Raw genomic sequence first — 23,483 nt, 5'->3', positions numbered from 1 at the left:
CTTGCTTATTTGTGGAAGCTCTCTTTGGTCACGTTCTCTCTCGAGAGAAAGTAACCCATGGCCGCCTCATAGCCGTACAGCCCCAGGCCGCAGATCTGGCCCACGCAGGCGGGGGCGGTAACGCTCTTGTGTCGGAACTCCTCCCGCTGGTGGACATTGGAGATGTGCACCTCAATGCAGGGCACATCCACCGCCTTGAGGGCGTCCAGAATGGCGTAGCTGTAGTGGGTGTAGGCCCCCGGGTTCATGACGATGGCGTGGTACACTCCGTCGGCGCCGTGGATGGCGTCGATGATGGCCCCCTCGTGGTTGGACTGGAAGCAATCCGCAGTAGAGCCGTGGGCAGCAGCAAAGTCCTCCAGCCGCTTACACAGGCTCTCATAGGTATTCTCCCCATAAATGCCCGGCTCCCGCTTGCCCAGCAGGTTCAGGTTGGGCCCGTTGATAATGAGGAATTTCATTTCTGCTCCTCCTTGCGGTAGAGGTCTGCGATCTGTTCCGCCGCCGCCTCAGCGGTGTCGGTGTTGGAAATGGTATACTGAGCGTATTTTCGATAGAGTTCTATCCGCTCAGCATAGAGTTTGCGCAGCTTATCCGGCTGACTGCCCACCAACGGACGGCCTGAATGGTCCTCGCCGATGATGGCCTCCAGCGCCCGGTCCCGGAAGAAAATGATCCCGGTGCGTCCCAGCGCCTCCATATTTTCCGGCCGAAGTATCATTCCCCCGCCGGTGGCAATGATGGTACCCTCCAGGGCGGCGGCGGTGCGGGCGGCGGCAGTCTCCCGGTCCCGGAAGGCCCCCTCCCCCTCCTGAGCAAAGAGCTCCGGGATGGTGTGCCCCGCCGTCTCTTCCACCATCTGGTCGGTATCCACCAGGGGCATCTTCAGCAGCTGGGACAGGCATCTGCCTACGGCGGACTTGCCGCATCCCGGCATCCCGATGAGGACGATATTTTTCTTCATGTCCGCTCCTCCCAGGCCTTATAGTTGCCCAGAATGCGTACCTCGGTGGCCAGCTGGCTCAGCTCGTGGAGCACGCCGTCCATGCCGGGAGCGGTGAGGTCGCCGGTAAAGTCCAGGAAGAAGAGGTACTCAAATCCCCGGCCGGGAATGGGCCGGGACTCGATCTTCAGCAGGTTGAGGCCCTGAACGGCGAAGATGGTGAGGATCTCGTGGAGAGAGCCGCTCTGGTGGGGCAGGCGGAACACAGCGCTGATTTTGTTGCGGTCGGGCCGCAGCTCGGGCACCGGGGACACCACCGCAAATCGGGTATGGTTCATGGTGTTGTGGTTGACCCGCTCGGCCAGGATATTCAGGCCGTACAGTTTGGCAGCCCGCTCGGAGCAGATGGCGGCAGCGGTCAGGTCCCCCTTCCCGGCCACCAGCTTGGCAGAACCGGCGGTGTCCAGGGTGGGTACCCGCTTCCAGTCCCGGTGGGCATCCAGGTACTTCTCGCTCTGCATCAGACCCTGCTCATGGGAGTAGACGGTTTTGATCTGAGAAAGTTCCACACCGGGCAGGGCGGCCAGGCAGTGCTCCACCGGCACCTGCCACTCCCCTACAATATAATAATGGTACTGGGCCATCAGATCGTATACCTGACGGATGGATCCGGTGGAGGAGTTCTCCACCGGCAGCACGGCATAGTCCACCTCGCCGCTCTCCAGGGCTGCAAACACGTCGTTGAACCAGGGCTTGCCCACACTGTTTACGTCGGGGCCGAAGTAGCCGGCGGTGGCCTCCTCGCTGTAGCACCCCGGCTCTCCCTGGTAGGCCACCCGGGGATGGACTACCGGCTGACGGGCCTTGGCCACATCGGCCAGATAGGCGGCATAACCCGGGTCCTCCGCCCCCTCCTTCACCAGATGGCGCTGCTGCCGGCGGGAGATGGCCATGATGCTCTCATAGAGGGCGGCCAGATCCGCCTTGCGGGCGGGGTCGTCGGTGAGGGCAGTCTTGGCGGCGATGACCTGCTTCTCCCGACTGGCGTCCAGCACCGGGATGCCCTCCCGCTGCTTGTATTCCCCCACCTTGCCGGTGACGGCCATCCGCTGCAAAAAGAGCTGTACCAACTCCCCGTCGATACGGTCGATCTCCTGCCGATATTGCTCCAATTCGGTCATGTTCTCTCGCTCCTTTTTGCGGGCGGGTGTGGGCACCCGCCCCTACGTAGGGGCCGATGCCCTCATCGGCCCGCACATCTCAAATCCCCAGCACTTGGCAGGCCGCCAGAGCCGCCGCCGCTTCGATCACCGGCACGGCCCGGGGCACGATACAGGGATCGTGACGACCCTTGATCTCCATCTCCACCTCTTCCCCGGTGCGCAGATCCACGCTCTCCTGGGGCAGGGAGATGGATGGGGTGGGCCGGATGGTAACCTCAAAGGTCACCGGCATGCCGTTGGTGATGCCGCCGTTGACGCCGCCGGCGTGGTTGGTTTTGGTGACCACCTTGCCGTCCTTTACTGCAAAGGGATCGTTGGCCTCGCTGCCCCGCATGAGGGAGAAGGCCACACCGGCGCCGAACTCAATGCCCTTCACCGCAGGCACGGCGAAGAGATACTGGGAGAAGATGCCCTCCACGTTGCAGCCGAAGTCCGGGGACCCCAGCCCGGCGGGCAGGCCGGTGACGGCGCACTCAATGGCTCCCCCCACACTGTCCCCCTCCTCCTTGGCCTCCAGAATGGCCTGGCGCATCTCCGCCCCCTTGCCGTCGTCCAGCACCGGGAAGGACTTGGCGGCCACGGCCTCCAGGTCCTCCGAGTCCTCCAGGGCAGCGTCGCAGATGCCGTAGATGGAGCTGATGTGGGCTCCCACCTTCACGCCATGACCGGCCAGCACCTGCTTGGCCACCGCCCCCGCCGCCACCAGGGGCGCGGTGAGCCGTCCGGAGAAGTGGCCGCCCCCCCGATAGTCCAGGCAGCCCTTGCTCTTGATGAATCCGGCATAATCCCCGTGGCTGGGCCGGGGGGTATACCGGATGGATTCGTAGTCCTTGGAATGCTGGTCGGAGTTGCGGATCACCATGGCCAGGGGAGCCCCGGTGGTCTTGCCCTCAAACACCCCGGAGAGCACCTCCACCCGGTCGCTCTCCTTTCGGGCGGTGGCGGTGGGGTCCTGGCCCGGCTTCCGCCGGTCCAGCTCCTTCTGCACCTGTTCCAGATCCAGCTCCAGTCCGGCTGGCACCCCCTCCACCACCACGCCGATAGCGGGGCCGTGGGATTCCCCGAAGATCATATGTCGCATGTCAGTTTTCCTCCCAATCTGCGGTAATCCTCCCAGAACCGGGGATAGGACTTCTTGACGCACTCCGCACCGGTGATGGTCACCGGCCCCTCGCACCGGATGGCGGCGATGGCTGCCATCATGGCGATACGGTGGTCGTTATGGCCGGAGACGGTGACGCCCCCCGCCAGCTTCTCCCGCCCGTGGATCACCAGATGGTCCTCATGCTCCTCCACCTGGGCTCCCAGGGCGTTGAGCACCTGAGTCACCGTGGCCAGCCGGTCGCTCTCCTTGATGCGCAGCCGCCCGGCATTGACGATACGGGTGGTCTCCCCCGCCCGCAGGGCGGCCATGGCGGCCAACGGGGGCACCAGATCGGGGCACTGGCTCACATCCAGGTCCACCGGCCCCTCCCCCTGCAATTTCATGTAATAGGGTACGATACGCATATCCCCCTGGACGGAATAGGCGTTGAGCCCCTGTATGTCCACCTGGCAGCCCAGGCTGGCCGCCCCGTACCAGAAGGCGGCGTTGGACCAGTCGGCCTCAATGGCCAGATCCCGGTGCTGGTAGTACTGATTTCCCGGCACATGGAAGGTGCGCCCTCCATCGTACTCCGCCTTCACCCCAAACTGCTCCAGAGCATCCAGCGTCATGTCCACATAGCCCCGGCTCTCCAGGTCAGTGGTGAGCAGGATCCGGCTGTCCCCCTCCAGCAGAGGCAGGGCGTACAGCAGGCCGGTGATGAACTGGGAGGAGACGTTGCCCGGCAGGGTGTAATCGCCGGGGGTCAGCTTGCCCCGTACCGTCAGCACCCCGTCCTTCTGCTCATAGAAGATACCCTTCTCCCGGAAGAGGGCGAAATAGGGTTCCTGGGGCCGCTCCATCAGCCGTCCGTGGCCGGTGAACTTTCCGCCTCCCTTGAGGGCCAACGCCACCGGAATGAGGAATCGGAGGGTGGAGCCGCTCTCCCCGCAGTCCATCACCTCAGGGGCGGGCTCCTCGTGGCCGTCCACCAGGTCAGCCCCCCGGATGATGGTGCCGTCGGCGGAGGCATCGGCGTCCAGGGTGCGCATACACCGCAGGGTGGCCTGGATATCCTCCGACAGGTCCACGTTGGACAGCTTGCAGAAGCCGTCGGACAGGGCGGCGGCGATGATGAGCCGGTGGGCCTGGCTCTTGGAGGGGGGCGGAGTCACCGCCCCCGCCAGCAGGGTGGGCGTAATGGTCACATTCATTTCAGTTCCTCCAGCAGCGCGGCTTTGGGCATTTTATGGGGGATGGCATGGCCCATCTGCTCCAGCAGGATCACACTGATATCCGCCCCCGCCCCCTTCTTGTCCAGGCCGATAGCGGCGGCGTACTCCTCATGGGTGCAGGGAATGTCCACCGGCAGGCCCAGGGGAGTGAGCAGGGCGGCGATGCGCTCCGCCGTCCCCGCCGGGGAAATGCCCAGCGTCTCCCCCAGCTTTGCGGCCTGCACCATACCGGCGGCCACCGCCTGACCGTGGGTCCATTTCTCATAGTTGCCCGCCTTCTCATAGGCGTGGCCCAGGGTGTGGCCGAAGTTGAGGAGCATCCGTTCCCCTGTGTCCCGCTCGTCCTCTTCCACAACCATCCGTTTTAAATTGCAGCAGGTATACAAAACGTGTTCGATTTCCGCCATGATCTCCCCCCGGCCGGGCCGGGCAGCCAGGAAATCGAAGAAGGTCTGATCCAGAATACAGCCGTACTTGATGACCTCCGCCATGCCGTCGGCAAAGGTGGCGTCAGACAGGGTGTCCAGGGTGTCCGGGTCCATGATCACCAGCCTGGGCTGCCAGAAGGCCCCGGCCAGATTCTTGCCCGCCCGGAGGTCGATGGCCACCTTGCCCCCCACGGAGGAGTCCACCTGGGAGAGCAGGGTGGTGGGGATCTGAACAAAGTCCACCCCCCGCAGGATGGTAGCGGCGGCAAAGCCCGCCAGATCCCCCACCACGCCTCCGCCCAGGGCCACCACGGCGTCGGTGCGGGTGAGACCCGCCTCCATCATGGCCTCCCACAGGGCGGCCAGCTGACCGGCACACTTGGAGGCCTCCCCGGCGGGAATGGTATAGCAGGCGGTGCGGAAGCCGGCGGCAGTAAGGCTGTCCTCCAGCCGGGCCAGATAGAGGGGGGCCACGTTGCTGTCGGTGACCACAAAAAGGCGGCTGGCTCCGGGCAGAGCAGCCCTGCACAGTTCGCCCGCCTTGTCCAGCAGGCCCCGTTCAATCATAATATCATACTCCCGCCCCGGCAGGGCGACGGTGAGGGTCTTCATGGCTGTCCCATCCTTTCCACAGCATCGTGGGGTGTCATACTGTGTGCTTCTTAAATTATTTTACCAACTTCTTCTCCACCAGGTCAACCAGAGCCCCCACCTTGTGCATAAGGGCGTCGAACTTCTGGGGCGTCAGGGACTGCTGACCGTCACACTTGGCGTGGGCGGGATCGTTGTGGACCTCGATGATGAGGCCGTCGGCGCCCGCCGCCACGGCGGCCAGAGCCAGAGGCTCCACCATCCAGTACATACCGGCGGCGTGGGAGGGGTCCACGATGATGGGCAGGTGGCTCATCTGCTTGATGGCGGGGATGGCGGACACATCCAGGGTGTTGCGGGTGTAGGTCTCAAAGGTACGCACGCCCCGCTCGCACAGGATCACGTTCTCATTGCCCGAGGCCATGATGTACTCGGCGGACATGATCCACTCCTCATAGGTGTTGGACAGACCCCGCTTGAGCAGGATGGGCTTGCTCATCTTGCCCACCTCTTTGAGCAGCTCGAAGTTCTGCATGTTGCGGGCGCCCACCTGGACCACGTCCACCTCCCGCTCGAAGAGGTCGGCCATCCGGGGGTCCATGATCTCGGTGACGATGGGCAGGCCGGTCTTGGCCCGGGCCTCCATCAGCAGGTCCAGCCCGGCGGTGCCCATGCCCTGGAAGGAATAGGGGGAGGTGCGGGGCTTGAAGGCGCCGCCCCGCAGCAAGGCCGCGCCGGAGCGCTTCACGTCCTCGGCCACGGCGCAGATCTGCGCCTCGCTCTCCACCGAGCAGGGGCCGGCGATGACGGAGAAGTTGCCGCCGCCGATCTTGGCATTGCCCACGGTGACCACGGTATCCTCGGGGTGGAACTTGCGGTTGGCCTTCTTGTAGGGCTCCTGCACCCGCATGACCCGCTCCACGTTGGGATTGATGGAGATCTTGTCCATATCCACGGCGGTGGTGTCGCCCACCAGGCCCAGAATGGTGCAGCCCACACCGTTGGTGATGCCCACCTCCAGGCCCTGCTCCTTCAGCTTGCCGACCAGCTGGTCAATATCCGCCTGGCGGGTACCGGGCTTCATAACAACTACCATGATGCTCGCTTCCTTTCAAATACAAAATGGGCGCCCATTGATGAAATCAATGAGCGCCCTGTCATACATACAAGGTGTAATCAGGTCCTATGGACCCACCCATTCACTCCATCCTCTTATTTCCCCATGCCAAAAAAGCCGGCGCTCATAAATCGAGCCCAGCCATAGGAAAACAGGAAGGATGCAGTTGTGAGGGAACGTTTGGACATACTTGCGCGCCTCACTTTTCCAGGTTGCAGTCATTATACCCCCTCCGGCCCCGGATTGCAACCGCAATTCTGTACAAATGCGTCCCATTCTTCCTCTTTTGCCCTGCAATTTTATCCATAACAGAATGCCCCGGCGGGGTGGTTTCCCGCCGGGGCGCTGTACTCAGATGTGGATATGTCCGTTCTGGGACTCCCCCTCCGGCATGTGGTGCAGCAGCTGCCGCAGGCAGAGGGCGAAGAGCACCGAGCTGATGGACCAGGTCAGGGGATAGGCCCAGTACACCACCCGGATATCCGGGATGATGCTCACCGTGATGGTAATGTAGGTGATACGCAGGGCGCACCACACCGCCAGCATGATGGCCATGGGCACAATGGGCCGTCCCATGCCCCGCAGGATGCCGGCACAGCAGTGGGAGAAGGCCAGCAGGCAGTAGAACAGGGACACCGTGCGGGCATAATTGGTGCCGAAAGCCACCACCTCCGGTTCGCTGTTGAAGGCGGCCACCAGCAGCGGAGAGGCGATGAAGATGACCACACCGATGGCCTCCGCCAGCAGGGGGCTGCACAGCAGGCCGAACTTCATGCCCGCCCGCACCCGGTCAAACTTCCGGGCGCCCACGTTCTGGCTCACAAAGGTAGACAGGGCCAGGGCAAAGCAGGTCACCGGCAGGAAGGCAAAGCCCTCAATGCGGCTGTAGGCGCCGCAGCCCGCCATGGCCGCTGACTCAAAGGCGTTGATGTTGGCCTGAACGATGACGTTGGCCAGGGATACCACCGAGCTCTGCACGCCGGAGGGGATACCCAGGGTGATGATCTGCTTGAAGGTGGGGCCCTCAAAGCGCACCCGACGCCAGTTCACCCGGTAGCCCGCCTTGGTGAGGGTCAGCTTACGGAAGGCCAGGAAGGCGGCCAGACACTGGCTGAGGATGGTGGCCAGGGCGGCACTGCCCACGCCCATGTGGAACACCGCCACGAAGAGCAGGTCCAGCACCACGTTGGTGAGGGAGGCGGCGATCAGGTACTTCATGGGGCTGCGGCTGTCACCCACCGACTGGAGGATGCTGGCCCCCATGTTGTAGAGCACCACGGCGGAGGAGCCGCAGAAGTAGATCCGGAAATAGAGGATGGAGTTCTGGATCACATCGGCGGGAGTGCCGATCCACTTCAAAATCTGGGGAGTCAAGATCACCCCTACCACCGTCAATATCACGCCTGCCGTCAGGCCCAGAGCAACGGTGGTGTGGATGGCCCGTTCCATATTGTCGTCGTCCTCCGCCCCGTAATATCGGGCGATAAGCACCCCCGCGCCCAGAGACACGCCGTTGATAAAGCCCACCATCAGCAAAATCATGCTGCTGGAGGAGCTCACCGCCGCCAAGGCGGCCCTGCCGATAAAGTTGCCCACGATGAGGGAGTCCACGGCGTTGTACATCTGCTGAAACAGGTTGCTCAAAAAGATGGGCAGAGCAAAGGCCAGCATCTTTCTGGGGACGCTGCCCTCGGTCAGCCGATTCTGCTCATTGTGATTCATTGGGTTCCATCTCCGCTCTCTCTGATATCTTTTTATTATTAGCCTACGGAGCGGAAAAGTCAAGGCGGCCAGTCACCCTTCCCGGCGGGCGGAATAGGATGGAGCAGTCACTGGGAACGGAGGGCACGCGCCATGAGACATGAATTGAACCTGTGGGTGGCGGGGGGCGACCTGCGGCAGGCCGAACTGGCCCAGCTGCTGGCAGCCGACGGCCACACGGTACATACCTGGGCCCTGGAGGGCCACGGCTCTCTGACCGGGGTCCATATGGAAGAGGACACGGCCGGCGCGGAGCTGGCCGACTGCGTGATCCTGCCTCTGCCGTCGGAGGAGGAGGGCGGGCTGCTCCATGCCCCCCTGTCCCATCGCCCCCGGCAGCTGGCGGAGCTGCTGGCCCCCCTGCGCCCCGGCCAGCTGGTGTGCGCGGGCATGGCGGGTCCGGTCCTCACCGCCCTGGCGGCGGAGCGGGGCCTAGTCCTGCAGGATTACTTTGCCCGGGAGGAGCTTGCGGTGGCCAATGCGGTGCCCACCGCCGAGGGGGCCATCCAGATCGCTCTGGAGGAGCTGCCCATCACCCTCCACGGGGCCCGGGTGCTGGTCATCGGCTTTGGCCGCATCGGCAAGGCCCTGGCCCGGCGGCTGGCCGGTCTGGGGGCCAGAGTGAGCGTGGCCGCCCGCAAGTGGTCCGACCTGGCCTGGGCGGAGAGCTGCGGCTACTGCGGAGAGCAGACCGACCACCTGGCGGGCTGGCTGTGCGGCTACGACCTGGTGGTCAACACCGTCCCCGCCCCGGTGCTGGGCCTCACCGAGCTGAGCGACCTGAAGCCAGGCTGCCTGGTCATCGACCTGGCCTCCAAGCCAGGGGGGGCTGGTGTGGCAAAGGTCAGGGCAGTTTTTCCCGCAGCTCCTGTACCGTCTCTGCCGGATTGGGGCAGGTCATAAGGCCGCTCATGAGGCAGGCGCCAGCCGCCCCGGTCCGGGCCACGTCGGCCAGATTGTCCGGCCCGATGCCCCCGATGGCGTACACCGGAATGTCCACCGAACCGCACACTGCCCGCAGGAAGTCCAGTCCCCGGCCGGGCAGACCCTTTTTGCAATCTGTATCAAAGACATGCCCGGCGGTGACGTAGTCCGCCCCCAGAGCCTGGGCCCGCACCGCTTCTTCCGGAGCGTGGACGGACACGCCCAGCAGCTCCACCCGGTCCCGGAGCTGGGGACAGGCCTCCAGCTCCTTTAGGGACAGGTGGAGCCGGGGCACGCCCAGTCTTTGGCACACCTGGGGAAAGTGGTGGAGCACCACCTTGTCGCCCCCGGCAGCCAATACCCGCCGGGCCAGGGCCTCATATTCCGCCTCGGTCAGATCCTTTTCCCTCAAAATGACCCGGCTGACGCCACCCCGGCACAGCTTCCCTACCCGTCGGGGCAGATCGTCGGTACACAGCCCCCGGTGGGTGACGCACACCAACTCAAACATAGACATAGTCGTTCATCACCGGCTGGAGGCCCTGGTCCCGGATGGCCTGGGCCACCTGGTCCACCGTGCGGCCGTCGGCGATCTCAAACTGGTCGTCGCCCTCCTCTTCACCGCTGTGACCGCCGATGCCGGTGGATACTCCGGCGGAGATCTTGGTGGCGGCGATGTCGATGACCCGGTCCCGGAAGCCTGCCCGCTCCCGGGTGGAGATGGTCATGCCGGCAAAAGGCATGAACAAACGGTAGGCGCACATGACCTGGAGCAGCTGCCGCTCGTGGACGTCCTTGGGATTGATCTTGTCGTTGTTGACAATGGGCCGCAGCCGGGGGCAGGAGAAGGAGATCTCGGCGTGGGGATACTTGCGCTGGAGGAGCCAGGCGTGGATGCCGGTAGCGAAGGCGTCCTTCCGGAAGTCGTCCAGCCCCAGCAGGGCGGCAAAGGCTACCCCCCGCATGCCGCCCATAAGGGCCCGCTCCTGGGCCTCCAGCCGGTAGGGGAAGATCCGCTTGTGGCCCGACAGGTGGAGCTGTTCATACCGGGTATCGTCGTAGGTCTCCTGGAACACGGTGACGTAGTCCACCCCGCACTGGTGCAGGTAGGCGTACTCATCGGAGTTCATGGGATAGACCTCAATGCCCACCATCTTGAAGTATTTTCGGGCGATCTTGCAGGCCTCGCCGATGTACTGCACGTCGCTCATCTTGCGGCTTTCGCCGGTGAGGATGAGAATTTCCTCCAGCCCGGTCTTGGCGATGGCCGCCATCTCTTCCTCAATGCCCGCCAGGTCCAGCTTGGCCCGGCGGATCTTGTTGTGGAAGTTGAAGCCGCAGTAGATGCAGTAGTTCTCACAGTAGTTGGAGATATAGATAGGGGTAAAGAGGTAGACATTATCCCCGAAATAGCGCCGCTTTTCCATCCGGGCCTTTTGGGCCATCTCCTCCAGAAAGGGCTCTGCCGCCGGGGACAGCAGGGCGGCAAAGTGCTCCGGGGTGCGCACGTCGGCATCCAGGGCGGCTCGCACGTCCTTGGCGGTATAGGCCGTCTCATCGTAGCCCGCCCGGGCGGCGGTCACCTGCTGCCGCACAGAGGGGTCGATCTGCTCCATGCCGGGCAGATAGGTCATGTGGTCAATCTTGTTCTTGACCTCCACCACGGTAATGCCTTCCATAGGCTGATCCATGCTCAATTCCTCCTCTCAGTCCGCCAGAAATCCGGTGAGGGGGGAGGATGCCGCCGCCCCGTGGTCCAGCACCCGGCCCAGGCCCGCCAGATAGGCCGCCCGGCCCGCCTCAATGGCGGACTTGAAGGCCCCGGCCATGGCAGTAATGTCCCCGGCGGTGGCAATGGCGGTGTTGGCCATCACCGCCGCGGCCCCCATCTCCATGGCCTCGCAGGCCTGGGAGGGGCGGCCAATGCCGGCGTCCACGATGATGGGCAGACTGATCTCATCGATGAGGATACGGATAAACTCCCGGGTGGCCAGGCCCTTGTTGGAGCCGATGGGAGCGCCCAGGGGCATGACGCAGGCGGCGCCGGCGTTCACCATATCCCGAGCTACGTTCAGGTCGGGGTACATGTAGGGCATGACCACGAAGCCCTCCTTGGCCAGGATCTCGGTGGCCTTGATGGTCTCGTAGTTGTCGGGCAGCAGGTACTTGCTGTCCCGCATGATCTCGATCTTTACAAAGTCACCGCAGCCGCAGGCCCGGGCCAACCGGGCGATGCGCACCGCCTCGTCGGCATTGCGGGCGCCGGAGGTGTTGGGCAGCAGGGTGACCCCCTCCGGGATGTGGTCCAGAATGCTGTCGGTGTCCGAGTTGGCCCGGCGGAGGGCCAGGGTAATGATCTGGGCCCCGGCGTGCTCCACCGCCGCCCGGATCAGATCCAGAGAGTATTTGCCCGAGCCAAGAATGAATCGGGAGGTAAAGGCGTGTCCGCCCAAAATCAGTTCGTCTGCCATTGTGTTTCGTTCCTTTCTTTTTTGTGTTACGGCTCTGTCTGTCCCAGCAGCAGCCGCATGACCATGGCGGCCTGATGGGCCGCGCACACCGCCACCCGGGGGGCCATCAGCCCCTGGCCCTGGTCGATGTCGCTCTCCCCGTCGCCGCATAGGTAGAGGCGGCTCATGGCCTTTTGGGTGCGGATGGCGTTGGGCGAGCCGCTTCCCGCCATGCCGGAGCCCGCCACCAGCAGAGTATTGGGCAGGCCGGTGAGGATGCCCTGAACCAGCATGGCCTTCTGGTCGGCCTGATCAAAGGCCTCGCACACCACCTGACACCCCTGAAACAGGGCGCAGGCATTGTCCGCACTTACCCGGCAGGTGTGAAGCTCATAGTCCAACCAGGGATTGATCTGCCTCAGCTGCTCCGCCAGGGCCTCGGTCTTGTATTGCCCCAGGTGGTGGATAAAATAGTGCTGCCGGTTCAGGTTGGTCACATCCACCCGGTCGAAGTCGGCCAGCACCAGCCGCCCCACCCCCAGCCGGGCCAGGTAAACGGCGATGTGGGAGCCCAGGCCCCCAAGGCCCGCGATGCCCACGGAAGCGGCAGCAAACTTCTTCTGGTTTTCCGCCCCATGGCGGGCAATAAGAGCCTGTTCCAGTGCCTCCCGGTCCATGGTCATCCACCCCCCACGAACCGGACTACCTCCAATTTATCCCCATCGGACAGGACGGTTGTGGAAAAGTCATCCCGTTTCAGAATGGCGCCGTTGTGCTCTACCGCCACCCGGTCGGCCTTCCAGCCCTGTTTGTCCAGCAGGTCCTGCACCGTGTTCAGCCCGCTCCTGTCCATGGTCTCTCCGTTGACTTGCAGCATGGTTTCCCTCCTTTTGCACAGCAAAAAAAGGCGCCACGAAGAACTACACCCGCGGTGGTGTACCCCTTCGCGACGCCTTTTTGGCTTCACTCTGAGCAATACGATAGCATCCCTTCTTTTCCTTGTCAAGGCATAATTTTCCGCCGCCGCCGTAAATCTGGTGGAGAAAGGAGGGTGCTTATGCAGGAACCGACCCATGTGATCTGTCAGTTTCCCCGGGAGGGCCCCACCCTGGAGGAGCTGCTGGCCTCCCTGGCGGCGGGACCCAGGAGGAAGGAGCCGCCATGGGCGGGCCGCGGGTAGGGCTCTACCTCCGTCTCTCCCGGGAGGACGAGGGGGCGGGGGAGTCCATGAGCATTGAGAACCAGCGCTCCTACCTGCTGAACTACGCCGCAGGCCGGGGCTGGACGGTGGAACAGATCTACCAGGACGACGGCTGGACGGGCACCAACTTTCGCCGCCCCGGCTTTCAGGCCCTGCTGGCCGACATTGAAGGGGGGCGCATCGACCTGGTGCTCACCAAGGACCTGTCCAGGCTGGGCCGGGACCAGGCGGGAACGGTGTACTACTACCAGTGCTACTTCCCCGCCCACGGCGTGCGCTATGTGGCCGCCGCCGAGGGCTTCGACACCGCCGCCGGACAGAGTTCCATCGCCCTGCCCTTCCTGGCGGCGGCCAACGACTTCTACACCGCCGACATCTCCCGCAAGGTGCGAGCCGCTCTGGACACCCGGCGGAGGGGCGGGCTGTTCATCGGCGCCTCCCCGCCCCTGGGCTACCGGAAGGACCCGGACCGCAAGGGACACCTCCTCTCTGACCCGGCCACCGCCTGGGTGGCCCAGGCGGTCTTTTCCACCTATCTGGCCCGCACCTCGGTGCGGGGTACCGCCCGGGCTTTGACAGCGGCGGGGGTGCCCACCCCCGCCCAGTGCAAGGGTGGACCGCCGGGAGTGTGGAGTGACACCATGGTGCGCCGGGTGCTCACCAATCCCACCTACGCCGGACATCTCACCCAAAACCGCTCGGAGAAGGCGGGCTACAAGGTGGACCGCCGCCGGTACCACGGGCCGGACCAGTGGACCGTGGTGCCCAACACCCACCCGCCCCTGGTGTCCCAGGACGACTTTGACCGGGTCCAGGCCCTGCTGGCGGTACGGAGCTATACCCCAAAGGGCGGCCCGCCCCACCGGCTCACCGGGCTGGCCTTCTGTGGGGACTGCCACTCCCCCATGGCCTATGTAAAGGAGGGGAAGCGGCTCTATCTGGTGTGCCGCCGCGCCCGGACCGGCGGCGGCTGTACCTCCCACCGGATGGCCGAGGATAAGATACTCTCCTCCCTCAAACAGGAGTTGGACCGGCTGACCGCCGGTGTGGTCCTCCCTGCCCCCGCTCCCCCCACAGAAAACGCCAAGGCCCGCCGTGAGCTGGAGGGAGAGCTGCGGCTCCTCCGCCAGGCCGGGGCCGACCTGTACCGGGACCGGGCGGCGGGACTGCTGGAGCCGGAGGAATTTCCCGCCCTGCTGGAGGCCCACCGGGCCGCCGTCCGGCAGGTGGAGGGGCGGCTGGCCGCCCTGACCACTTTCCCCGCTCCACCCGCTTCCCTGCCCGATCTGCTGTCCCGCCCCGCCCTGCTCACCCTGGTGGAGCGGGTGGAGATCGGGGCAGACGGCGCACTCACCCTCACCTTCCGCTTCCGGGACCCGCACCTTTGCCACACCAGCCGGGGTGGACTTTGAGGCGGCTGCCCGGCTGGGGGTCAAGGTCATCTGGGCCCTGTCCCTGCCCGGCAAGGTGGCGCCGGTGACGGCGGGCCGGTGCATCCAGACCACCATTTACAACATACTGCGGGAAATGGGAGTGTGAGCATGGAACAAGTGAAGGTTGGATTCGCCTTTTGCGGGTCCTTTTGTACGTACAGCATGGCAATGACCGCTCTGGAGCAGGTGAAGGCCCGGTTCGGAGACGTGACCCCCATCGTGTCGGAGGCCTCCGCCGCCAACGACACCCGGTTCGGCCCGGCCCATGAGTTCATGCGGGAGATGGAGCGCATCTGCGACAAGCGGGTGATCGACTCTCTGGTGAAGGCGGAGCCCATCGGCCCCAAAAAGCTGCTGGATGTGCTGGTGATCTGCCCCTGTACCGGCAACACCCTGGCAAAGCTGGCAAACGGCGTCACCGACTCCACCGTTACCCTGGCAGCCAAGGCCCATCTGCGCAACGGCCGGCCTCTGGTGATCTGCCCCGCCACCAACGACGCTCTGGCCGCCTCGGCCAAAAATATCGGCACCCTGCTGGACAAGAAACACGTCTATTTCGTCCCCTTCCGGCAGGATGATCCCCAGGGCAAGCCCACTTCCCTGGTGGCCGACTTCTCCCTGGTGCCCGACGCCATCGCCGCCGCTCTGGAGGGCCGCCAGCTTCAGCCCCTGCTGCTGGGCAGCCCCGCCTGAGGGCAAAAAAAGCCTGCCGCAATGCGGCAGGCTTTTTTATATTTCAAGGTTTCCCGGCAGGAAAGCCTCGCAGAGTTCGCGCCCGCAGGCGCGAAGAGAATCCAAGTCGTTTTCAGCCGCGACATGTGCGTGGCTGAAAACACTTCTCAGGCCGCAAGTGTGGGATCTGCCCGCTCAAGCGGACAGATCCTGCGCGCGGCGGACTGCATCCTTCTCAAAAAAGTGGCTTTGCCACTTTTTTGATGCCGTTAGGCTTCCAGCTTGGCACGGATGGCCTTGAGGAAGTCCAGGGAGTTGACGCCCTGGGCGGGAGTCTCGCCCTCCCACAGACCCACCAGGTCCTTGGTCATGACGCCGCCCTCGATGGTGTCGATGGTGGCCTTCTCCAGCTTGTCGGCAAAGGCCATCAGGTCGGCGTTGCCGTCCAGCTCGCCCCGCTTGCGCAGGGCGCCCGACCAGGCAAAGAGGGTGGCCACCGGGTTGGTGGAGGTCTCCTCTCCCTTCAGGTACTTGTAGTAGTGGCGGGTGACGGTGCCGTGGGCGGCCTCGTACTCGTACTTGCCGTCGGGGCTGACCAGCACGGAGGTCATCATGGCCAGGGAGCCGAAGGCGGTGGACACCATGTCGCTCATCACGTCGCCGTCGTAGTTCTTGCAGGCCCAGATAAAGCCGCCCTGGGAGCGGACCACGCGGGCCACAGCGTCGTCGATGAGGGTGTAGAAGTACTCGATGCCCAGCTCGTCGAACTTGGCCTTGTACTGCTCATCAAAGATCTCCTGAAAAATGTCCTTGAAAGTGTGGTCGTACTTCTTGGAGATGGTGTCCTTGGTGGCAAACCACAGGTCCTGCTTGGTGGAAATGGCATACTGGAAGCAGGCGTGGGCAAAGGAGCGGATGGAGCTGTCCTTGTTGTACTGGCCCTGGAGCACGCCGCCGCACTCGAAGTCATAGACGGTCTGGCGGAACTGCTCCTTGCCGTCGGCGTCTGTAAACACCAGTTCGGCCTTGCCGGGACCGGGCACCCGGTACTCGGTGGACTTGTACACGTCGCCGTAGGCGTGACGGGCGATGGTGATAGGCTCTTTCCAGGTCTTCACCACCGGGGAGATGCCCTTGACCATGATGGGGGCACGGAACACGGTACCGTCCAGGATAGCACGGATGGTGCCGTTGGGGGACTTCCACATCTGGGAGAGCTTATACTCCTCCACACGCTGGGCGTTGGGGGTGATGGTGGCGCACTTGACCGCCACGCCGTACTTCTTGGTGGCCTCGGCGGAGTCCACGGTCACCTGATCCCCGGTTTCCTCCCGATGGGGCAGGCCCAGGTCGTAGTACTCGGTCTTCAGGTCGATGAAGGGCAGGAGCAGCTCGTCCTTGATCTGCTGCCACAGCACCCGGGTCATCTCGTCGCCGTCCATCTCCACCAGGGGGGTGGTCATCTGAATCTTTTCCATGGTCTCCTCCTTGCGTTTTTCTGCAATTTCGGAGAAAATTATACCTCCATTCCAGCGAAAAGGCAAGCAGCACATGGGGGTCAATCCTGTGGGTTTTGCCCATTGCGGCCCGGACACCAAGGGGAGTATACTTTTTAAATATGCAAAGAAAAAGAGAGGAACCCCCGTGTTTCACAAGCAAGCTCTGAAAAAACTGATCATTCCCCTGATCATCGAGCAGTTTCTGGCCGTCATGGTGGGCATGGCCGACATCATGATGGTCTCCTCCGCCGGTGAGGCCGCCGTGTCCAGCGTGGCCCTGGTGGATCTGATCAACGTGCTCATCATCAACGTCTTTTCCGCCCTGGCCACCGGCGGAGCGGTGGTGTGCGCCCAGTCCATCGGCGCCGAGCACCTGGACCGTGCCAATAAGGCCGCCAACCAGCTGATGTACATCGTTCTGGCCGCCGCCCTCATCATCATGGCCCTGTCCCTGGTTCTGTGCCGCCCCCTGCTGGGGCTGCTCTTCGGCCAAGTGGAGCCGGCGGTGATGGAGGGTGCGGTGACCTACTTCATCATTTCCGCCCTGTCCTATCCCTTCATCGCCCTGTACAACGGCTGCGCCGCCCTGCTGCGCTCCATGGGCAACTCCAAGGCCTCCATGTATGTCTCCGCCTGGATGAACGGCCAGAACGTGGTGGGCAACGCCATCTTTGTCTTTGGCTTCCACCGGGGAGTGGACGGCGTGGCACTGTCTTCCCTGTTCTCCCGCATGGTGGCCGCCGGCATCATGCTGGTGCTCCTCCACAGCCGCCGCAACCCGGTGCGGGTATCAGGCCTGCTCCGTTTCCGGTTCGATCCGTCCATGATGGGCCGCATCCTGCGCATCGGCATTCCCAACGGGCTGGAGAACTGCTTCTTCCAGCTGGGCCGGGTACTGCTGGTGAGCCTCATCTCCACCTTCGGCACCGCCCAGACCGCCGCCAACGCGGTGGCCAACAACATCGACAACTTCGGCGTCATCCCCGGCACCGCCATGGGGTTGGCCCTCATCACCGTGGTGGGTCAGTGCGTGGGGGCGGAGGCCTGGGATCAGGTCCGGTCCTACACTGTCAAGCTGGTAAAGCTGACCTATCTCTTCACCTGGGTGCTCAACGGGGCCCTGCTGCTGGGCCTGCCCCTGATCCTCAGCCTGTACAGCCTGACCCCTGAGACGCAATGGTACGCCACCGTCCTCATCTTCATCCACAACGGCTGCGCCATGCTGTTCTGGCCCATGGCCTTTACCATGCCCAACGCCCTGCGGGCCACCGGCGACGTGAAGGTGCCCATGGTCATCTCCATCTGCTCCATGATCATCGTGCGGCTGGGGTGCAGCTACATTCTGGGCGTCCACTTCGGCCTTGGGGTCATCGGCGTGTGGATCGCCATGGTGGGGGACTGGATCGTGCGCATCCTGTTCTTCGTGCTCCGCGCCCGGCAAAAGCTGTGGCTGGAGCACCGCTGAGGGGTTGTGCACCGGGCACTTTTCCTGTATAATGTGTTACATTGTATCCATCTGTTGAAAGTAAGGAGTGCTGCGTCATGCTGCAAACCGTCATTCCCCAGGGGTACGCCCCCTGTCTGAATCTCTATGATACCCAGAAGGCCATCGGCCTTTTAAAGCGCCTGTTTGAGGACACTCTGGGCGGCGCCCTTCACCTGCGCCGGGTGTCCGCCCCCCTGTTCGTGGAGGCCTCCACCGGTCTCAACGACGACCTGAACGGCGTGGAGCGGGCCGTCTCCTTCGACATCCCCGACGCCGGCCGGGACGCCCAGGTGGTCCATTCCCTGGCCAAGTGGAAGCGCATGGCCCTGTACCGCTACCAGTTCTCCGTAGGCGAAGGTTTATACACCGACATGAACGCCATCCGCCGGGATGAGGAGCTGGACAACCTTCACTCGGTCTATGTGGACCAGTGGGACTGGGAGCGCGTCATCGCCCCCCGGGACCGGACCGTGGACTACCTGAAGGCCACCGTCACCACCATCGTCAAGGCCATGGCGGAGACCCAGTCCACCCTGCGCTCGGTGTTTCCCCAGCTCACTGCTCTGCCCCCCCTGAACACCGAGGTGTCCTTTGTCACCACCCAGGAGCTGGAGGATTGCTGGCCCGACCTGTCCCCCAAGGAGCGGGAGGACGCCTGGGTAAAAGAGCACCCCACCACCTTCCTCATGGGGATCGGCGGCGCCCTCAAGTCGGGAAAGCCCCACGACGGCCGGGCCCCCGACTACGACGACTGGAATCTGAACGGTGACATTCTGCTGTGGAACCCTGTGCTGGAGCGGGCCTTTGAGGTGTCCTCCATGGGCATCCGGGTGGACCCCGCCGCCATGGACCGTCAGCTCACCATCGCCGGCTGCGACAGCCGCCGGGAGCTGCCCTTCCACAAGATGCTGCTGGAGGGCAAGCTGCCCCTGACCATCGGCGGCGGCATCGGCCAGTCCCGGCTGTGCATGCTGCTCCTGGGCAAAGCCCACATCGGCGAGGTCCAGGCCAGCGTGTGGGACGAACAGACCCTCACCGCCTGCCGGGACGCGGGTGTTATTTTGCTGTAATTATCTTACAGTTCAGTAAACTGTTGTCCTGCGCTGGTTTTCGTCACTTTTTACAGCCCTATTTTATCATCTTCCAGACACTTCCGCCTAAATACCGGTCTGTTTGATACAGGCCGGTATTTTTTGTCCTGATAGGGCGTTTTCTTTTTTATTTTAACTTTATATGGCCCACTTTTCTTTTTCGTCATTTTCCACTAAACTGGCCGGTCCCTGTTGACATGACAGGGGGTACTTACTATAATGCCAGTGTGTTTGGTGAGATCATGTGTGTCCCTGTGTGAAAGTGAGAGAGTGAGGAGGAAATCGTATGTTCAAAAAGTTCACGAACGGGTGTGTTCGAGTCGTCAACCGCTGGCTGCCCGATCCCTTCCTGTTCGCCATCATCCTGACCATCGTGGTCTTTATCGCCGCCATGGCCGGCACCCAGCAGGGCCCCCTGGAACTGGTCTGGGCCTGGGGCGGCAAGGGCGCTACCAAGGACGGCTTCTGGAGCCTGCTGGCTTTCGCCATGCAGATGGCTCTGGTGCTGGTGCTTGGCTCCGCCATGGCTTCCGCCAATGTGTGTAAGCGGGCTCTGGGCGCCATCGCTTCCCTGGCCCACAACAAGCGCTCCGCCATCCTGATCACCACCTTCGTGTCCACCATCTGCTGCTGGCTGAACTGGGGCTTCGGCCTCATCGCCGGCGCTCTGCTGGCCCGTGAGGTTGCCAAGCGCGTGAAGGACGTGGACTATCCCCTGCTGATCGCCGCCGCTTATTCCGGCTTCGTGATCTGGCACGCCGGCCTGTCCGGCTCCATCCCCCTGCAGATCGGCGCCGAGGGCGGCACCACCATTCTGGACGTGGTGTACTACGCCCCCACCTCCGCCACCATCTTCCATCCCATGAACCTGCTGATGGTGGGTGTGATCCTGGTGCTGATGCCCTTCGTCAACTACGCCATGCATCCCGACAAGGATCACACCATCGTGGTGGATCCCGCCCTGCTGGTGGACGAGAAGGAGCGGGAGTACAAGGTTGAGACCCCCGCCGACAAGATCGAGCACAGCCGCATCCTGTGGGTCATCACCCTGGTGCTGGGCTTCGTCTACATCGTGTACTACTTTGTGCAGAAGGGCTTTAACCTGGACCTGAACATCGTCAACATGATCTTCCTGTTCCTGGGCATCCTGCTCCACGGCGACCTTCGCAAGTATGTTGACGCCATCGGCGACGCCGCTGCCGGCGCTGCTGGTATTCTGCTCCAGTTCCCCTTCTATGCCGGCATCATGGGCCTGATGGTGGCCACCAACCCCGACACCGGTGTGTCTCTGGCCGGCATCATCGCCAACTTCTTCACCAACATCTCCAACGACGTCACCTTCCCGGTGCTCACCTTCCTGTCCGCCGGTATCATCAACTTCTTCGTGCCCTCCGGCGGCGGTCAGTGGGCCGTTCAGGCTCCCATCGTCATGCCCGCCGCTACCGAGATGGGCATCGAGTATGGCCGCGCCGCCATGGCTATTGCCTGGGGCGACCAGTGGACCAACATGATCCAGCCCTTCTGGGCCCTGCCTGCCCTGGGTATCGCCGGCCTGTCCGCCCGCAACATTATGGGTTATCTGGTGATTGTCACCATCTTTACCGGAGTGGTGGCCTGCGGCGGCTTCCTGCTGTGGGGTATGTTCTTCTAAACAACTCCGCAGAATGATCCCACCAACCGGCTCCGCACAAAACGGGGAGCGCCATCGGCGCTCCCCGTTCTTTTTGTTGAATGCCGTCTTTTCCTGTGCTATGATGAACAAAACGCATCCTCAGTAAGCGATTTGTCAAGGGTTTTTCCCCCTGAAAAGCACACATTTTGAAAGAGAGGGGCTTAAGCCCCTCTTGGCCACCATAAAGCACTGAAGCTGGTAGCACCGAAGCCGGTCCTTTGACGGCTCCCAGCTTCGGTGCTACCAGCAGGACGTGGGCCCGCTGGAGCGTCCCCCTCGGAGAGCGCACGGCTGCCGTCAGGCAGTACCTCCGCCCGCTTGCGGGTGGTGAGTAAGTGCGCCCTAGGTATAATTACTTTCTGGCCAGGGACAACTTGAAAGCGATTTCCTTTATGTGTTATAATTAAGAACAAACAGGGCAACAAATTAGAAGCTGTGGAGGCGGCCATTTATGAAAAATAAAATTTTTAAATATATTGGATTGGAAGTTCTTTTATTGCTTGCTTTGATGCTATGTGGAACTATTGTTGTAAAAATATTCAATGTTGCGCTGAAATTGCAGTTTGAAAGCATAGGGACTACAGGGTTTATCGCAGGATTATGCGCTTGGCTTATATTGTTGATTGGCTGGGGCATAAAAGCAGCTAAAGCAAAAAGGAACAAGTAACTTCCCATTTGTCGGGGGGCCGAATAAGATGGGGCATGGCGCTTCCCGTAGCGCCATGCCCCGTTGCATATATGACTCCTTTCCCTCTGCTGGTTATCACTTTTGCCACAAATGAACCGTCAGCCGATGTAATGTAGTAGGTAGCGTAAACCACCCTTTATACAGTAACTCCCAACAAAGGAATTTGGAGGACTTCTCATGGAAATTCTGGTAGTAGACGGACAGGGCGGCCGGATCGGTCAGCAGCTGGTGCGGGCCATTACCGCCCGCTATCCTCAGCTGAAGGTCTTCGCCGTGGGTACCAACGGCATGGCCACGGCAGCCATGCTGAAGGGCGGCGCCGCCCAGGGCGCCACCGGGGAGAACGCCCTGCTGGTGGCCTGCCGCAAGGCCGACGTGATCCTGGGGCCCTTGGGCATCGTCATTGCCGACGCCCTGCTGGGGGAGATCTCCCCGGCTATGGCTCTGGCTGTGGGGCAGTCCCGGGCCAAAAAGATCCTCATCCCCATAAACCAGTGCGACAATATTGTGGCCGGAGTGGAGGATCTGCCGGTAAGCAAGCTGCTGGACAGCGCCCTGGAGGAACTGGACCTGCTGCTGAAGGGCTGAATCACGCATAGAATGGATCGCGGAGCTGCGCTCCGCGATCCTTTTTTGTGAGGTGATTGCTGTGAAACAGCTTCTGCACTGCATGATGCAGGTACAAAATCTGGTCACCCTGCTTCTGACGCTGGGCTTTCTTCATCTGTCCATTACCGGCCGGCTGGCCGCCGACCAGTTCCTCACCATCTTTTCGGTGGTGATCGCCTTTTACTTTGGAAGCCAGACCCAGAAAAATCAAGGCACATAAAGGAAGGGCCGCCCTTTCCGGCGGCCCTTCCTTTATGTCATTTTCTCTCTTCCAGCGCCAAAAAGGCCTCAACGATCTCCTCTCCCCGCTGGTAGACCCGGTCAAAATCCACATGGGGGTTATAGAGCCCTTCCAGCTCATCGTGCATGGCCTTGGCCTGAGCCAGGGCGTCCACCGCCTCCTCCAGCAGGGCGGCGCTCACCTTCCGGGAGAACCGCAGCCGGGCCCGGCTGCGCCGAAGCACCTCGCCGTCCGCCATGGCGTCCAGCCGAATGCGGCGGTAGGGCCGGTGGGGCCAGGGCAGCTCCGGGGCGGTGCTCACAAAGGCCAGGGAGAGGGATGGAATGAGCAGATGGGCCATCCGGTCTGGGAACAGGGGGTCGGGGCAAGCCACCACATCGTGGCCTGCCGCCATGGCACCGGCGGCCAGACAGGTCAGCATGGTGTGGGCCAGACCGTAGGTGTCGCTGAGCTCATAGACCCTGCCGCACTGGGCCTCCACAGTGCCGTACTCCCGCAGCACCCCCTGCCAGGTGATGCCTCCCAGGAAGCGCTGCACCGCCCGGCCGGCCTGGTCTCCCGCCCCCTTGATCTCCCGGGACAGGATCCCTCTGGCCCGCTTGGCCATCTTGGCCTCCAGGGCCGGGGTGACCAGCAGCGCCCGCACATCCTCATCCAGCTGCGCGGCGGCGGTGAGGCAGCGGTAGGCCCTGCTGTAGCAGGCCTTGTAGCCCTTCATGCATCCTTTCAGCTCCCTCCCCACGGTCTGGAGGGCGGCCCGGTCATAGCATTCTCCCAGGTCCACATAGCTCTCCACCAGGCCGGGGTACTTTGGCTCCACCACGTGGGGGGCGGTACCGTCCACCACCGCCGCCCCCAGGGCGGGGATCATGACCGCGTCCAGGGAGTCGGGGTCGCCGGAGCAGCGGATATACTCCACAGCATAGCCCCGCTCCTCCATGGCGGCTCCCACCTGCTTCATCAGGGTGGATTTGCCGCAGCCCGGCCCGCCCTTGAGGATACGCACATCCCGGGCGGTCTCCGGATCGATGAGCTGGTCGTACAGGGAGTAAAAGCCCCCCGGGGTGTTGGCGCCTAAGTAATAACAGATTCTTGCCTCTGCTTCCATAAATGACCCTCCAAGAGTAAGTTTCTC

Annotated in this window: 25 protein-coding genes and 1 pseudogene; 11 read left to right on the top strand and 15 right to left on the bottom strand. The window is 63.0% G+C overall.

Annotation, left to right across the window (positions count from 1 at the left end):
* Nucleotides 1-5 precede the first annotated feature (5 nt).
* The 8 genes from aroQ to B5G34_RS06950 all read right to left on the bottom strand — a co-directional run bounded on the left by aroQ (nt 6) and on the right by B5G34_RS06950 (nt 8,343).
* Entirely contained in the window at nt 6-461 is a 456-nt protein-coding gene (gene aroQ, locus B5G34_RS06985) for a type II 3-dehydroquinate dehydratase (RefSeq protein ID WP_087335561.1), read from the bottom strand.
* Nucleotides 458-964, bottom strand: coding sequence for a shikimate kinase (locus tag B5G34_RS06980; RefSeq protein WP_087335559.1), 507 nt, complete (start codon nt 962-964; stop codon nt 458-460). Before B5G34_RS06980 ends, aroQ begins: the two co-directional genes overlap by 4 nt.
* Nucleotides 961-2,124: a bifunctional chorismate mutase/prephenate dehydratase gene (locus tag B5G34_RS06975; RefSeq protein ID WP_087335556.1), complete on the bottom strand. Its 1,164-nt coding sequence runs from the start codon at nt 2,122-2,124 to the stop codon at nt 961-963. The genes B5G34_RS06980 and B5G34_RS06975 overlap by 4 nt, the downstream gene beginning before the upstream one ends.
* Before the next feature lie 79 nt (nt 2,125-2,203).
* Nucleotides 2,204-3,238 (bottom strand): chorismate synthase, encoded by a 1,035-nt coding sequence (gene aroC, locus B5G34_RS06970; protein WP_343286558.1) that lies wholly within the window; start codon nt 3,236-3,238, stop codon nt 2,204-2,206.
* A complete protein-coding gene (aroA, locus tag B5G34_RS06965) occupies nt 3,235-4,464 on the bottom strand; it encodes a 3-phosphoshikimate 1-carboxyvinyltransferase (protein WP_087335552.1) in 1,230 nt (409 codons plus the stop codon). Before aroA ends, aroC begins: the two co-directional genes overlap by 4 nt.
* Nucleotides 4,461-5,525, bottom strand: coding sequence for a 3-dehydroquinate synthase (gene aroB, locus B5G34_RS06960; protein WP_087335551.1), 1,065 nt, complete (start codon nt 5,523-5,525; stop codon nt 4,461-4,463). The genes aroA and aroB overlap by 4 nt, the downstream gene beginning before the upstream one ends.
* Nucleotides 5,526-5,580: 55 nt before the next feature.
* Entirely contained in the window at nt 5,581-6,600 is a 1,020-nt protein-coding gene (aroF, locus tag B5G34_RS06955; protein ID WP_087335549.1) for a 3-deoxy-7-phosphoheptulonate synthase, read from the bottom strand.
* Between the two features lie 372 nt (nt 6,601-6,972).
* Nucleotides 6,973-8,343, bottom strand: a complete 1,371-nt coding sequence (locus tag B5G34_RS06950; RefSeq protein ID WP_087335547.1) for an MATE family efflux transporter — start codon at nt 8,341-8,343, stop codon at nt 6,973-6,975.
* A 132-nt stretch (nt 8,344-8,475) separates the two neighbouring features.
* Here B5G34_RS06950 and B5G34_RS06945 point away from each other — a divergent pair, with 132 nt between their 5' ends.
* A complete protein-coding gene (locus B5G34_RS06945) occupies nt 8,476-9,285 on the top strand; it encodes a dipicolinate synthase subunit DpsA (protein ID WP_087335546.1) in 810 nt (269 codons plus the stop codon).
* Here B5G34_RS06945 and B5G34_RS06940 read toward each other — a convergent pair.
* From B5G34_RS06940 to thiS, 5 genes are read right to left on the bottom strand one after another with little or no spacing between them, the layout of a single operon-like run.
* Nucleotides 9,227-9,823 (bottom strand): thiamine phosphate synthase, encoded by a 597-nt coding sequence (locus B5G34_RS06940; RefSeq protein ID WP_242956902.1) that lies wholly within the window; start codon nt 9,821-9,823, stop codon nt 9,227-9,229. The genes B5G34_RS06945 and B5G34_RS06940 overlap by 59 nt on opposite strands.
* Nucleotides 9,810-10,997 (bottom strand): 2-iminoacetate synthase ThiH, encoded by a 1,188-nt coding sequence (gene thiH, locus B5G34_RS06935; protein ID WP_204245917.1) that lies wholly within the window; start codon nt 10,995-10,997, stop codon nt 9,810-9,812. Before thiH ends, B5G34_RS06940 begins: the two co-directional genes overlap by 14 nt.
* 15 nt (nt 10,998-11,012) lie before the next feature.
* Nucleotides 11,013-11,777 (bottom strand): thiazole synthase, encoded by a 765-nt coding sequence (locus B5G34_RS06930; RefSeq protein ID WP_087335543.1) that lies wholly within the window; start codon nt 11,775-11,777, stop codon nt 11,013-11,015.
* A 26-nt stretch (nt 11,778-11,803) separates the two neighbouring features.
* Complete coding sequence (gene thiF, locus B5G34_RS06925; RefSeq protein WP_343286557.1) at nt 11,804-12,433, bottom strand: sulfur carrier protein ThiS adenylyltransferase ThiF; 630 nt, start codon at nt 12,431-12,433, stop codon at nt 11,804-11,806.
* A 2-nt stretch (nt 12,434-12,435) separates the two neighbouring features.
* Complete coding sequence (gene thiS, locus B5G34_RS06920; RefSeq protein WP_087335539.1) at nt 12,436-12,633, bottom strand: sulfur carrier protein ThiS; 198 nt, start codon at nt 12,631-12,633, stop codon at nt 12,436-12,438.
* A gap of 180 nt (nt 12,634-12,813) precedes the next feature.
* Here thiS and B5G34_RS19380 point away from each other — a divergent pair, with 180 nt between their 5' ends.
* The 4 genes and pseudogenes from B5G34_RS19380 to B5G34_RS06910 all read left to right on the top strand — a co-directional run bounded on the left by B5G34_RS19380 (nt 12,814) and on the right by B5G34_RS06910 (nt 15,083).
* On the top strand, nt 12,814-12,936 hold the full coding sequence (locus B5G34_RS19380) for a hypothetical protein (protein ID WP_275532290.1): 123 nt from the start codon (nt 12,814-12,816) through the stop codon (nt 12,934-12,936).
* The gene (locus B5G34_RS06915) at nt 12,918-14,369 is read left to right on the top strand and encodes a recombinase family protein (protein ID WP_087335537.1); all 1,452 of its coding nucleotides are present in this window, start codon (nt 12,918-12,920) and stop codon (nt 14,367-14,369) included. The genes B5G34_RS19380 and B5G34_RS06915 overlap by 19 nt, the downstream gene beginning before the upstream one ends.
* Nucleotides 14,344-14,496 (top strand): annotated as a pseudogene (locus B5G34_RS18415) (dipicolinate synthase); the annotation flags it as partial. The gene B5G34_RS06915 and the pseudogene B5G34_RS18415, both read left to right, overlap by 26 nt.
* 2 nt (nt 14,497-14,498) lie before the next feature.
* A complete protein-coding gene (locus tag B5G34_RS06910; RefSeq protein WP_087335535.1) occupies nt 14,499-15,083 on the top strand; it encodes a dipicolinate synthase subunit B in 585 nt (194 codons plus the stop codon).
* Nucleotides 15,084-15,331: 248 nt separating this feature from the next.
* Here the strand turns inward: B5G34_RS06910 and B5G34_RS06900 are convergent, their stop codons facing one another.
* Complete coding sequence (locus B5G34_RS06900) at nt 15,332-16,540, bottom strand: NADP-dependent isocitrate dehydrogenase (protein WP_087335531.1); 1,209 nt, start codon at nt 16,538-16,540, stop codon at nt 15,332-15,334.
* 166 nt (nt 16,541-16,706) lie between these two features.
* On the opposite strand from B5G34_RS06900, the gene B5G34_RS06895 reads away from it, so the two are divergent.
* The 6 genes from B5G34_RS06895 (at nt 16,707) to B5G34_RS06870 (ending at nt 22,327) form a co-directional block, all read left to right on the top strand.
* Nucleotides 16,707-18,026 (top strand): MATE family efflux transporter, encoded by a 1,320-nt coding sequence (locus tag B5G34_RS06895; RefSeq protein WP_087335617.1) that lies wholly within the window; start codon nt 16,707-16,709, stop codon nt 18,024-18,026.
* Nucleotides 18,027-18,103: 77 nt separating this feature from the next.
* Entirely contained in the window at nt 18,104-19,117 is a 1,014-nt protein-coding gene (gene asnA / locus B5G34_RS06890; RefSeq protein WP_087335529.1) for an aspartate--ammonia ligase, read from the top strand.
* A gap of 307 nt (nt 19,118-19,424) precedes the next feature.
* On the top strand, nt 19,425-20,789 hold the full coding sequence (locus B5G34_RS06885) for a short-chain fatty acid transporter (protein WP_087335527.1): 1,365 nt from the start codon (nt 19,425-19,427) through the stop codon (nt 20,787-20,789).
* Between the two features lie 472 nt (nt 20,790-21,261).
* Nucleotides 21,262-21,477, top strand: a complete 216-nt coding sequence (locus tag B5G34_RS06880; RefSeq protein WP_071433763.1) for a hypothetical protein — start codon at nt 21,262-21,264, stop codon at nt 21,475-21,477.
* A 198-nt stretch (nt 21,478-21,675) separates the two neighbouring features.
* A complete protein-coding gene (locus B5G34_RS06875; protein ID WP_087335525.1) occupies nt 21,676-22,086 on the top strand; it encodes a DUF3842 family protein in 411 nt (136 codons plus the stop codon).
* Between the two features lie 61 nt (nt 22,087-22,147).
* Nucleotides 22,148-22,327, top strand: a complete 180-nt coding sequence (locus tag B5G34_RS06870; protein WP_087335523.1) for a hypothetical protein — start codon at nt 22,148-22,150, stop codon at nt 22,325-22,327.
* Nucleotides 22,328-22,364: 37 nt separating this feature from the next.
* On the opposite strand, the gene B5G34_RS06865 is transcribed toward B5G34_RS06870, so the two are convergent.
* Nucleotides 22,365-23,456 (bottom strand): hypothetical protein, encoded by a 1,092-nt coding sequence (locus B5G34_RS06865; RefSeq protein ID WP_242956900.1) that lies wholly within the window; start codon nt 23,454-23,456, stop codon nt 22,365-22,367.
* Between the last annotated feature and the right edge of the window lie 27 nt (nt 23,457-23,483).

It is taken from the genome of Flavonifractor sp. An82 (genome assembly GCF_002159265.1).
GTDB lineage: Bacteria > Bacillota > Clostridia > Oscillospirales > Oscillospiraceae > Flavonifractor.
Note: the sequence above shows the minus strand (reverse complement) of the source record. Positions and strands in the feature narration are given on the sequence as shown.